12 protein-coding genes are annotated in these 11,884 nt (G+C 35.6%); 10 read left to right on the top strand and 2 right to left on the bottom strand.

Annotated features, from left to right (window positions below):
• The first annotated feature begins 20 nt into the window (after window positions 1–20).
• The 9 genes from BN999_RS04300 to BN999_RS04260 all read left to right on the top strand — a co-directional run bounded on the left by BN999_RS04300 (window position 21) and on the right by BN999_RS04260 (window position 8,281).
• A complete protein-coding gene (locus BN999_RS04300) occupies window positions 21–296 on the top strand; it encodes a hypothetical protein (protein ID WP_096270146.1) in 276 nt (91 codons plus the stop codon).
• 577 nt (window positions 297–873) lie between these two features.
• On the top strand, window positions 874–2,013 hold the full coding sequence (locus BN999_RS04295; RefSeq protein ID WP_096270145.1) for a PcsB-like coiled-coil domain-containing protein: 1,140 nt from the start codon (window positions 874–876) through the stop codon (window positions 2,011–2,013).
• A 98-nt stretch (window positions 2,014–2,111) separates the two neighbouring features.
• Window positions 2,112–2,567 (top strand): DinB family protein, encoded by a 456-nt coding sequence (locus BN999_RS04290; protein WP_096270144.1) that lies wholly within the window; start codon window positions 2,112–2,114, stop codon window positions 2,565–2,567.
• Between the two features lie 163 nt (window positions 2,568–2,730).
• Entirely contained in the window at window positions 2,731–3,399 is a 669-nt protein-coding gene (locus tag BN999_RS04285; RefSeq protein WP_096270143.1) for a response regulator transcription factor, read from the top strand.
• Window positions 3,396–4,742, top strand: coding sequence for a sensor histidine kinase (locus BN999_RS04280; RefSeq protein WP_096270142.1), 1,347 nt, complete (start codon window positions 3,396–3,398; stop codon window positions 4,740–4,742). The genes BN999_RS04285 and BN999_RS04280 overlap by 4 nt, the downstream gene beginning before the upstream one ends.
• Before the next feature lie 723 nt (window positions 4,743–5,465).
• The gene (locus BN999_RS04275) at window positions 5,466–6,377 is read left to right on the top strand and encodes an ABC transporter ATP-binding protein (protein WP_096270141.1); all 912 of its coding nucleotides are present in this window, start codon (window positions 5,466–5,468) and stop codon (window positions 6,375–6,377) included.
• A complete protein-coding gene (locus BN999_RS04270; RefSeq protein WP_096270140.1) occupies window positions 6,374–7,084 on the top strand; it encodes an ABC transporter permease in 711 nt (236 codons plus the stop codon). The genes BN999_RS04275 and BN999_RS04270 overlap by 4 nt, the downstream gene beginning before the upstream one ends.
• The gene (locus BN999_RS04265) at window positions 7,085–7,816 is read left to right on the top strand and encodes an ABC transporter permease (RefSeq protein ID WP_096270139.1); all 732 of its coding nucleotides are present in this window, start codon (window positions 7,085–7,087) and stop codon (window positions 7,814–7,816) included.
• A 264-nt stretch (window positions 7,817–8,080) separates the two neighbouring features.
• Window positions 8,081–8,281, top strand: coding sequence for a cold-shock protein (locus BN999_RS04260; protein ID WP_026905872.1), 201 nt, complete (start codon window positions 8,081–8,083; stop codon window positions 8,279–8,281).
• A gap of 43 nt (window positions 8,282–8,324) precedes the next feature.
• Here the strand turns inward: BN999_RS04260 and BN999_RS04255 are convergent, their stop codons facing one another.
• Window positions 8,325–8,873: a cysteine hydrolase family protein gene (locus BN999_RS04255; RefSeq protein WP_096270138.1), complete on the bottom strand. Its 549-nt coding sequence runs from the start codon at window positions 8,871–8,873 to the stop codon at window positions 8,325–8,327.
• A 329-nt stretch (window positions 8,874–9,202) separates the two neighbouring features.
• On the opposite strand from BN999_RS04255, the gene cyoE reads away from it, so the two are divergent.
• Complete coding sequence (gene cyoE, locus BN999_RS04250) at window positions 9,203–10,099, top strand: heme o synthase (RefSeq protein WP_096270395.1); 897 nt, start codon at window positions 9,203–9,205, stop codon at window positions 10,097–10,099.
• Window positions 10,100–10,611: 512 nt separating this feature from the next.
• On the opposite strand, the gene BN999_RS04245 is transcribed toward cyoE, so the two are convergent.
• Complete coding sequence (locus BN999_RS04245; protein WP_096270137.1) at window positions 10,612–11,829, bottom strand: MFS transporter; 1,218 nt, start codon at window positions 11,827–11,829, stop codon at window positions 10,612–10,614.
• Window positions 11,830–11,884 lie beyond the last annotated feature (55 nt).

Genomic DNA, 11,884 nt, shown 5'->3' with positions numbered 1-11,884 from the left:
AGGTAACGGAGGTAAATGAAATGGCTTATCTAAATTTACATGAAAAATTGCAACAGGCATCTAGAATGTTAAAAGAAGCGCAGGAAGCTGTGATTCAAGCAGGTGGACAAGATTTACAAACCCTCGAACAAGCAGAGAATGCACTAAATCAGGCTGAAAGTGAACTACGAGCGGTTCAAAATCAAGCTGGAAAAGAAGCTACAGAGAACTCACAATTCCAGCAGGCTTTTGAATCCTTGCACGATATAAGGCAACAAGTACAAGAAGCCCAGCAAAATATTAATGATGTATTGTAATAGCTATTTTCTAAAGAATTGTTGTTTATCTCGTATTGTTCTAACAAATAGTATATTAGTAACTGCGCGGTAGACTGTTAACTCCCATAATTAAGTCGGGATAGTGGTATGTTACCGCTCCGGCAGAATACTCCGCTTTTACTGCCAGCACAGGGGCGACATCTGCTCGAAAAGACCGTCGCAGTGTCTACCTTGCCATGGGCCTGGCCTCAGCCTCCTCGAGGAAAGCGGAGTGTATTTCCGTAGCGGGTATGTTGCTCCCAAATTAGATTATTAGCCGCGCAGTTTCTATCAATAGTGACAAATTGTATATATTAAGAGAGCCTTTGTAATATAGAGGAAGAAAACTTCACATGAAGTTTTCTTCCTTTTAATTTTGACCATGGATTGAAATAATTTACTAATATCACCTAATTTGAAATTATTAAAAAAATAGGACCAATATTAGTGGCTGCTCTTAATATATGAAATAAACTTGTAATATGACGCTAAAGTGTACGAAATCTAGCAATGTTATAATTCTCCTTGATAGAATGGACATGTTTTATAGTAGATAAACAGAAAGCAGGGGAAAAAGTTGAGAAGATTAACTGTAATTACCTTAGCTATTTCAATTATTTTCGGAAGTGCATTTGGTAGTATTCAAGTTTTTGCAGAAGGAAAAGATAAGTTACAAGATATTAAAGAACAACGTAATCAAATCCAGAAAAACCTTTCAGGTGCACAAGCACAAATAGATTCTATTATGACTGAAATAGATGAGTTAAATCAAGAGATTAATCAGGTGAATGAGGAAATCTCCAAAAATCAAGAATTAATAGATCAAACAGAAGGCAAGATTACGGATACTATTGTTGAAATAGGTAAACTACAAGAAGAAATTAAGGAATTGGAAGCTGATATTGAGAAACGTCAAGATATATTAACAGAAAGAATGTCTTCCTACCAAAAATCAGGTGGCTCTATTAATTACCTTGAAGTATTATTTGGAGCACAAAGTTTTAGTGATTTTATAAGTAGAGTAACGATGGTAAACACGATAACTCAATCAGACACAGATCTAATCAAGAATTTAGAGTCGGATATAAAATCTGTCGAAGAGAAAAAGTTACTTTCATTAGATAAACTTGATAACTTAAATGAGATGAAGCTCGAACAGGAGAAGACTCTAGCACTAGTTGAAGAACAACAACAGCAGAATGAAGTAAGAAGAGATTCTCTAGAGTCAAAGCAAAAAGACTTATTAGCTATTATCGATAAGTTAAAGAAGGAAGATAGTAGCCTTGCACGTGTCGAATCCGATGTCAAGAAACAAATTGCGGATGAAGAAGCAAGAAAGAAAAAGGAACGAGAACTTGCACTTATGGCTAAAAAATCAAGTAATTCTAAAGAGTCAGGTCAAAGTCAAAAACCTTTAAAACAAGTAGCAGGAAAAACATTTACCGTAACAGCTACAGCATATACAGCAAACTGTAAAGGGTGCTCAGGAATTACCCATACTGGAATTAATTTGATTGACAATCCAGATTCAAAGGTAATAGCTGTTGATCCATCTGTGATTCCATTAGGCTCAGTTGTTTATGTAGAGGGTTATGGATATGCTATAGCTGGTGATATTGGATCAGCAATAAAAGGCAATAAGATTGATATCTTCGTTCCTAATCGAGCTGAGGCTCTAAAATGGGGCGTTCGTAGAGTGAAAGTAACCATTGAATAGTTTTTTCAATAGAGATGTGACCTGCACAGCGCAGTCACATCTCTTTTATTTGTTACTGGATTCCTATATACTATAGTGGTTAGAAGGAGGAAAAAAATATGTCAGTTCTTAAACAATTCAATCTTACAAGAACATCTTTACTTACCTTTTTAGGAGAGTTGGATGAGGCTATAGTAGACCGTGAATCTAAATACTTTGATAATACCATTCGTTGGTATATAGGGAATTCTTTATTGATGAATGAAAAACTACTGTTTGTTAGCAAGAATTCTTTTAAATTACCTGATCAATACCGAGAACTTTTTAGTACCGATATAAAAGCTTCAGATTGGACTAAAGAGGTACCAAGTCTTGAGGAATTATTGGGACATCTAGAAGACCAACAAAATAGAATTAATAACTTTGATGAACTTTTTTGGAAATCAGAAGTTAAATTCAAAGTACCACATGGTCATGTTGAAACACATGGTGATCTTTTGATTATGCTATCACACCGTGAAGCGGAGCTATTAGGAAAGATAAAGACCATGAAACAGGTTTATGATGCAGAATAACTGGAAACTCGCTTTTAATTAGCGAGTTTTTTAATTTGAAAAATTATCCTCAACGTATCGCGAGATTATTTTAAAAAACATTCTAATTTCTATGAACTATTATTTATGTAGTACTATATTAATAGAAGGATGTAATTTGTTTTATAAGAGAGGTTGATGCTAATTGGCAAGGGTTCTGTACATAGAAGATGAAAGAGAAATAGGGCAATGGGTATCAAAAGATTTAACGGAGCGCGGACATCAGGTTCATTGGCTAACAAGTGGGGAAGGTATAGAAAAATATATTCCAACGGTTGATGTGGTGATCTTAGATGTCATGCTACCAGGGTTAGATGGTTTTTCTATAGGAAGAAGAATAAAAAAGGATTACCCTGATCTGCCTATTTTAATGCTATCTGCCCGAACTTCTGTTGAAGATAAAATTGAGGGGTTGGACTTTGCAGATGATTATTTGACCAAACCTTTTCATCCGGATGAGCTTTTTGCTCGAGTTGAAGTATTACTTAGGAGATATCAAAAGCAAGATGAAGAGATGGAGATTCAACATTTAATTGTACATACAAAAGATGGAAGAATTATTCACAAGGAAACACAAGAAGAAATCCAATTGACAGGAAAACAATATCATCTATTTCAATTCTTCATAAAGCACCTTAATCAAATATTAACAAAAGAACAGTTGTATGAAGGTGTTTGGGGTGATAAGTATATGGATGGAGATAAGACCCTAATGGTACATATTCGTTACTTAAGAGAAAAAATTGAAAAGAACCCAGCTTCTCCAACCATTATTGAAACAATTCGTGGCATTGGATACCGGGTGAAACTATGAAACGGTTTATGAAGTCACTACTAGCTAAATATATGCTTATCATTATTGTTGCTATCATTGTTGTACAACTCGCGTATTTACTAGTAGGATCAGTTGCAATTTTTGGATTTAATATGCAAGAAGATGAAGATATTGATGCTAATGAAGTAGAAATTAAATGGCATGAAGATGCAAATCGAATTCAGCAAGTTAATGAAGTTAATATTCATAATCTCTTCAAAAAATGGAAAGAGATTTACCCTGAGGCAGGTATGTTCTGGGTTGATGGAGATGGCAGATTAGTAATCGAAAGTAATACTATGGCAGAATTACCTGTTCAGTGGACTTCTGTTTATACGGCTTCTTTTTTAAAAGAGCGATACAATGGAGATCCATTCACAGTCGTCGCTTTTCTTGATAACAAAGATGTAAATGGCTTTATTGTTTTTGAAATCCCTAGAACTGCATTTGGGCCACCAATATTACAAGCTTCCCAAAAATATGGTGGACTAATAATTGCTGGTGTATTTATTTTTGTGCTTCTTTTCATTGTCGTTTCATTTTTGTTTTTCCGAAGTATACAGAAGCGATTATTGGAGTTTCAGGAATCTATGGGAATTCGTGATGTTGATGGGTTACCTATAAAGGTGGTAATAAAAAAGGAAGATGAGATTGGCGAACTTGAAAAATCCTATAACACAATGGTAGATGAGCTGAGTGAAAGTCGATTACGGGAAATAAGGGAAGAACAACTTAGAAGAGAGCTAATTGCAAATTTATCGCACGACCTTAGAACACCGTTGACAAAAGTACGTGCTCAAACCTATTCAATTATGCAAGAGAAATTGTCAGATGAGGGAAGGCAAGCTGTTAAAGCGATAGAAGTATCCATTTCTGCTATTGATCGCTTAATTGAAAACTTAATGTCCTACACATTACTGATGGCAAGTAAGTACAAGTATGACCCAACTGAAATAGATATAACCCGTTTTTTGAGGGAATCCGCAGCAACCTGGTATCCCGTTTTTGAAAAGGAATCCTTTGAAATAGATGTGTCATTGGAATCATTGGGAGTATGGAAGGTAGACCCAATCTGGATGGGAAGAATATTGGACAACCTTCTTCAGAATGTATTACGACATGCCAAAAAGGGAAAATACCTTGGGATCAAAACAGTATCTAATGAACAGTATGATGCTATATTGATTATAGACCATGGTCCAGGATTGTCACAGGAGTCCAATGAAAAAGGTGCTGGAATTGGATTAACAATTGTTGACATGATGGTCAAAGGAATGGAATTAGACTGGGAAGTTCAATCAAGTGAAGATGGAACAATAATTAAGATTATTCGCTTTAAGTGAGGAATCAACCTTAAAAATGAGTTAAAAGAAGCAGAAGAGGATAAAGCCCTCTATCTGCTTCTTTTTTTAGTTTGTTCTCGTTCATTTAATTGCATTTGATAGAAACTGTGCGGTAAATAATTATTTTGGTTAGCGCAACATACTCGCTACGGAAATACACTCCGCTTTCCGCGGGCGGCTGGTGAGCCTCCTCGTGCTATCGCACTGCGGGGTCTCACCGATGCCTATCCTCCCGCAGGAGTCTCCGTGTATTTCCTTCGCTAGTAATAAGTAATTAAGGGCAATAGAACCACTTAAATCCAAAAATATGATCAATAACTAACAATAATTAGAATACTAAACCAGCGCAGGCAGAATACGGAGACTCCTCGAAAATAAAGAGCAATTTTCTTCGTGCGATGATGATTATGCTGCCGAAGCCTACCTTGTCCTACGGGAATAGCACGTGTCCGAAGACCCCGCAGCGGTGAACTTTCCGCGAGGAGGCTGAGGCCGTGCCCGTGGAAAGCGGAGTATTCTGCCGGAGCAGAATCATACCACTATACCCATTTATTTTTTGAGATTAGCAGTGGTTACCGCACAGTTTCTAACATACTATTTGTTAGGTGCTATCCTGAAATATAACAATCATTTGGAAAATAGCCTTTTTTAAACAAAATTTAAACTAACTCAAGACGTAGTTTTAACCTTCGTAACTTATCCTTAAGATAGAGGTGATAAGAAATGGAATATATAGTTGAAACGAACAAGTTAACAAAGCGATTTGGAAAAGAATACGCAGTAGAGGCCGTGGATTTGAGGATCCCAAAAGGGGAGATTTATGGATTTTTAGGACCAAATGGGGCAGGGAAGACAACGACAATACGAATGTTGCTAGGGTTAATGGAGCCAACTTTAGGAAATATAAAAGTATTTGGGAAGGATTTAAAAAGAGAGCGAATAGGAATCTTGAAAAAGGTTGGTTCACTAGTTGAAAATCCGTCTTACTATCCACACCTAACAGCCTATGAAAATTTAGAAACAATACGGAAAATATACGGGGTTCCTAAAAAGCGAATAGCAGATGTGTTAGAAATTGTTCGTCTGTCAGAAGTGACCAATAAAAAAGTTAAAGGATTCTCCCTAGGAATGAAGCAAAGATTGGGAATAGCTAGTTCCTTGTTAAACAAACCAGAGTTGTTAATCCTGGATGAACCAACTAATGGACTAGACCCCTCTGGAATTATTGAAATAAGAAATCTGATCAAGCGTTTATCTAAAGAAGAAGGAATGACGATTTTAATATCGAGCCATTTATTATCAGAAATTGATCAGATTGCAGACCATGTTGGGGTAATTTCCAAAGGAAAGATGATTTTCCAAGATACAATTGATGTGATGCGTAGACAATCACAGAAGAAGATTTCACTTAAGGTTAATGATTATGAGAGGGCAAACCGCATATTAATTTCAAATGGTATGAAAGCCGACTTTTCAATCGATAGCATTACCTTACCGGAACATCACGATGAGGATATAGCAAATATAGTTCGTGTACTAGTAGAGAATAATATTTCTGTTTACCGAATTGAGGAAGAGAAACGTTCATTAGAAAGTACATTCCTACAAATGACAGCGGAGGAGAGAGGATTATGATTGGAAAACTCATCCGTACTGATTTTATGAAGATTAGAAGGAAGGGAATATGGTTTTTAACAGTTTTAGGACCGTTTGGTGTTGTAGCATTACAAATGGTTAACTATGGTTTACGTAAAGATTGGTTTATTCAGCAGGATATATACAGCTGGTTTTATTATATCCGGAATGTTATTGCATTTACACCATTTGCACTAATACTCGGAATAGTGATTTTGACTTCTTTTATGGCTAGCATTGAAAATGAGACAAACGCTTGGAAGCAAGTTATTGCTTTACCTGTAACAAAGTGGGGTGTCTATTTATCTAAATATACGACTCTAGCTATATTATTGGTGGTTTCAACTTGTCTATTAACCCTATTCTCTTTAGGTTTTGGTATGTTCCTAGGGCTTGATGGTGGAATACCATATCTGGACTTAATTAAATACTGTTTTTATACTTTCTTTGCATCTCTACCTGTTCTAGGCTTGCAGTTGTGGGTTGCCTTAGTGAGTAAAAATCAGGGAATTCCCATCACCCTTGGAATATTTGGAGTGATTTTGTCGTACATGGCTTACTTTCTACCGGATTGGTTGATTTGGAAATGGCCATCCCTGGATAATCAGTGGGATGAGCCAATAATTAATGTGTGCCTAGGATTGGCTGTAGGCTTAGCCATATATTTAGTTGGAATGATAGACTTTATGAGAAGGGACGTGAAATAGATGATTTCCCTATTGCAATCGGAATGGTATAAGGTTAGAAAATCAAATATTATCTATATTTTATTTGCTGCTCCCTTAGTTGGTTTACTAATTGGCATAGTAGGAGGATCAAGTGTATTTCCGGTTGAAGTTAATCAATGGGCTGGAGCTTTGTTAATGATGAATTTAACCTATGCACTATTATTCTTACCATTAGTTACAGGGGTACTAGCTGCAACAGTCTGCAGATATGAACATCAAGCAGGAGGCTGGAAACAACTATTGGCTTTGCCAGTAACAAGAGGCAAGGTGTTCATGTCAAAATATTTACTTTTAATCATGTTAGTATTGGTTGTTCAAGTTCTATATCTAGGATCAATATTTGTAGTCGGAATCGTGCATGGTTTTACTGATTCCTTTCCAATGGAAATTGTTTGGAAAAGTATACTAGGAGGTTGGGTAGCAACATTCCCCCTTGTAGCATTGCAGCTATGGATGTCCATATTATTCAAGAGTTTTGCAGCATCATTCTCGGTAAACGTTATTTTTACATTGCCAACGATCCTAGCAATCAATTCAGAAAAGTTTGGCCCATATTATCCATGGGCACAGCCAGTTTTCATGATGAACGTAGGTGGAGACACTAGTGAGTTCTTTTTTATTCCATGGGAACAGCTTATTACGGTAGTTGGCGGAAGCTTTCTATTGTTTTTTATTGGAGGTTTCCTGTATTTCCAAAGGAAATCAGTATAATACATGATAAAAAAGGGGGATTCTCGCTGTAAAGTCATAAGGTAACTGTTATTTAAGTTTATGATTTTATAGTAAGATAATACTTTTTTAATAAAATAGGTATCTTTTAACGTAATATCGTGTTATACTATGATTAACTCATTGATGTTCGTTTTAGCAATACAAGATTTATGTAATAACTTTCTAGTGGTTATCTTCGTCTTGAATTATTATCTTGAACTGAAATTAGTAATATTTGTGCAATAGCACATGGAGGTTTTTTAGATGAACAAAGGTTCAGTAAAATGGTTTAACGCAGAAAAAGGTTTTGGATTTATCGAAGTTGAAGGTGGAGACGATGTATTCGTACACTTCTCAGCAATTCAAGACGAAGGTTTCAAAACTCTAGAAGAAGGTCAACAAGTTTCTTTCGAAATTACTGAAGGTAACCGTGGACCACAAGCTGCTAACGTTACTAAATTATAATAACAAAAAAATCTCTTCTCCATTGCGAGAAGAGATTTTTTTCTTATTTTTTTACTTTGACATTTTGGTAAGCTTCTTTGTATTCATCAAATTCTAATACTTCAACGACATCAGACCAATGTAAAACAGTTCCAACAAAATCCCTAATATCTAAATCTTGCATTTCATATGTTTCACCTTCATTTGCTGTTCCGGTAGCATTTTCAATAAATGTAACCTTGTATCCTCTGTCATAAGCAGATATAGCAGTAAACATACAGCAAAATTCTGTATTAAATCCAGTGATGAAAAGTTGCTCAATATCTAATTCATCCAGTATATTACTAAGGTTTGTATTGTGAAAGGCACTAGGTGACTCCTTTTCGACAACATAATCTGCATAAACTTTTAGTTTAGGATATAAATTAGAGCCTTCAGAGTTGCGATGTAATGGACTTTCATCCTGCTTGTCAAAATGCTGAACAAAAATAACTGGATTGGATACTTCTTTGAAATCTTTTATTACATGTTCGATTAATCCTAGTTCCTCTGTAAAATCCTTAAAATTAACAATGCCATTTTGAACATCTATTACAAGTAATGCTTTCTTCATATGCTATGTCCTCGTTTCTTCTTATTTTTGAGTTAATAAGATTTGTTGTACATTGGATGATACCTCCTGAAAATTTCCTGCAAAAGTTGTTTAATACATAATTCGAGAAGTTAAGACATAATTCCTGCTTTTTGAGTGGAAATTACTTGTAAATCTAATAGTGAAGTTTGATAAAGGAGTGTATTAGATAGAGATTAATTCTAATGTTCAACAATTAGTGATAATTATCTTGAGAAAAAAATGACAAGAAGTGATACAATAGATAAGGACAATAAGTGAAAATAGACCTATAGTGTGTGGTGCTATTAGAAGGGAAATTCTTGTGGAACATGAGTAAATTCAAGGAAATTAGAACAACATTAGATCAGACGGTTAAAATTGGTATTGTGAAATCCAATCTTGTTCCTATGTTTGCAGGCTTAACATTAGCGATGTATACATATGATTTTGGCCTTATTGATAAAATACCTGAAATGATTTTTGCAACAATAGGAACTGCATTAATTATTGCAGCTGCGGGTGCATTTAACAACTTGTATGATCGAGATATTGATATGATTATGGAAAGAACTAAGGTAAGACCGACTGTAACGGGTGATGTTAGTTTTAGGATGACACTATGGCTAGCTATTATCATGGCCGTTTTAGGCGTGGGGAGTTTAGCTTTAACTACTTCTCTAGCTTCTATTTTAGGATTTTTAGGATTATTCCTATATGTTGTTCCGTATACTATGTGGACAAAAAGAAGAACCATTTGGAATACAGAAATAGGAAGTCTGTCTGGTGCTGTACCGCCATTAATTGGATGGGCAGCAGTTTACCCGGATATTTCACATCCTGCTGTATTGGGTCTCTTTGTAATCGCAATCCTTTGGCAGATGCCACATTTTTATGCTATTGCTATTCGTAGACATGATGATTATAAAGCAGCCAACGTGCCTATGCTTCCTGTTGTGAAAGGAATTAAAAGGACATATTATCAGACCAACATATACCTAATTATTATGATATTAGCAAGCTTTTTGTTGGGTTCATTAAGCTTAGGATTGATGCTAGTTGGATTGCTTCTTGGAGGATTATGGCTAATTATTAGTATTGTTGCTTTTCGACAAGAGAATTCAAAGAAGTGGGCTAAGACTTTATTTATTTATTCCCTTTTATATATGACGGTTATGTTCTCAACTATAATTATCTATTCTCTAATGGGAATAATATTTAACTTATAAAAAATAAAGAAGAAGTCTAAATTTAACGGGTTCAGTTTTGGGAGAGAAAAATGCAAATAACATTAGAAATAACACAATAATTTGTGTACATTTCGCACCCTATATCACATTATAAATAGCAAACTAAAACGCTCAGAAAGTATTCTGAGCGTTTTTTAACGTGATATTTAATTTCCTTCTTCAACTAAATGCCCCGTTTGTTTAATAAGAAAAGTGACTTTTACCCCACAAACGCGCCCGATTGCAGTATAGTTTATTTTTTCCTTTTTTGTTTGAATGTATTTCTGCGTAAAAAGCCTACGGTATATACAGCTAGAAATGTAACAAAATACATCAAAATACGGGTAAACCTGAATTCCTCTTTACCAGTAAATACAATATAGGAAAAGGTAATTACAGTTAATAGAAATATTGGTATGTTTACCCAAAATGAGGAATCTTCTTTTATTACTCTAATCTGATATTGCAATTAGGCGCTTCTTGCCCTTATTAGAAGCGCCCAATACTACAATTTACTTTTGGTGCCCAAAGTAGCCCTTTGGAAACACTCCCCTATAAAAATATACATAACCAGCCCCAATTGCCAATAACGTTCCCGATACTAGGAAGGCAATCTGAACACTTAGAAAGTCAGCAATTGCTCCAAAGGCAAGAGTCGACACACCGAACATTAGCGAGATCAATGCACTTTGTGCGCCATATATTTTTGGCAATTCATACGGTGTAGCCTCTCTTTGCAAATACACCTCAATTGTAATCCCTTTAACTTGTTGAACGACACCATTAAACGCCACAAGTAATAATGAAATCCAGGCTATTGGGTTGAATCCAAACGAAAACGCGATAACACTAACGAGCGCAGAAGTAATTAACATTGTTAGTCTTAAATGTTTTTCAATATGCTTAGCATACCTTGAGCAGGCTATTCCACCAAGAATCATACCAATGAAAAAAGCAGTATTAATATACCCCCACCATGCTTCACTCTTTTGCAATATCTCTGTTACAAACACATACAAGATCGCCGCAATCCAGACTACATTTGCAATTGCTTCAAATGAAATCAGAAGGTGTATTAATCGGTATAAAGGTTTTTTCCATATTAGGATCCATCCTTCCTTCATAGCCTGTAATTTTGTCGTTTCGGCATCCTTAGTCTTAATTGGGGTATCATCATTAATCCTGTGAAGCAGACATGTAGAACAAACAAATAAGGTAAATGTTAGCCAAACCACATTCTGCCCACCCAACAAAACAACCAGAACCCCACCTACCGCCCAGGCGCCCAATTGAATGGTCTGGTCAATAACTGCAACAAAGCTATTCGCTTGAACAATCTCATCCTTTTGTACCAGTCTTGGGAGCAACGACATGGAGGCAGGCATGGACCATCCATCCAAAAACGCAATGATAAGAATCATAAATAAAATGAGCCACAACGAATGTGATTTAGTAAAGGTAATTAAACAGCAAAGAACGAACAATATGAATGTTTTATTTAACTGGGAACCAACCAAGATCGTCTTTAACCTATATTTATCGAACAACAAGGGGGCAAGTGTACTGCCAATAAAACGCCCAAACGTGTTAAAGAATGGCAGTAGTGCCAAATAAAACGCTGAACTCGTTATTTCGTAAAGAATCGTAATTAACCCTACAATATAAAGCACATCGCCCAAATTCGCAAAAGAATCACCAATCCATAAAAATCGAAATGATTTACTTTTCATTTTCACTACCCCTTTTATCATTTAATTCAGTATGAGAAAAGGAGAAGTTTACATT

The sequence above is a fragment of the Paucisalibacillus globulus genome, assembly GCF_900184735.1.
Taxonomy (GTDB): domain Bacteria; phylum Bacillota; class Bacilli; order Bacillales; family Amphibacillaceae; genus Ornithinibacillus; species Ornithinibacillus globulus_B.
Note: the sequence above shows the minus strand (reverse complement) of the source record. Positions and strands in the feature narration are given on the sequence as shown.

Bases quoted from the DNA above. Each gene is read 5' to 3' on its own strand.
- BN999_RS04255 (WP_096270138.1), bottom strand. From the start codon at position 8,873: ATGAAGAAAGCATTACTTGTAATAGATGTTCAAAATGGCATTGTTAAT.
- cyoE (WP_096270395.1), top strand. From the start codon at position 9,203: ATGAGTAAATTCAAGGAAATTAGAACAACATTAGATCAGACGGTTAAA.
- BN999_RS04245 (WP_096270137.1), bottom strand. From the start codon at position 11,829: ATGAAAAGTAAATCATTTCGATTTTTATGGATTGGTGATTCTTTTGCG.
- BN999_RS04300 (WP_096270146.1), top strand. From the start codon at position 21: ATGGCTTATCTAAATTTACATGAAAAATTGCAACAGGCATCTAGAATG.
- BN999_RS04270 (WP_096270140.1), top strand. From the start codon at position 6,374: ATGATTGGAAAACTCATCCGTACTGATTTTATGAAGATTAGAAGGAAG.
- BN999_RS04290 (WP_096270144.1), top strand. From the start codon at position 2,112: ATGTCAGTTCTTAAACAATTCAATCTTACAAGAACATCTTTACTTACC.
- BN999_RS04280 (WP_096270142.1), top strand. From the start codon at position 3,396: ATGAAACGGTTTATGAAGTCACTACTAGCTAAATATATGCTTATCATT.
- BN999_RS04260 (WP_026905872.1), top strand. From the start codon at position 8,081: ATGAACAAAGGTTCAGTAAAATGGTTTAACGCAGAAAAAGGTTTTGGA.
- BN999_RS04275 (WP_096270141.1), top strand. From the start codon at position 5,466: ATGGAATATATAGTTGAAACGAACAAGTTAACAAAGCGATTTGGAAAA.
- BN999_RS04265 (WP_096270139.1), top strand. From the start codon at position 7,085: ATGATTTCCCTATTGCAATCGGAATGGTATAAGGTTAGAAAATCAAAT.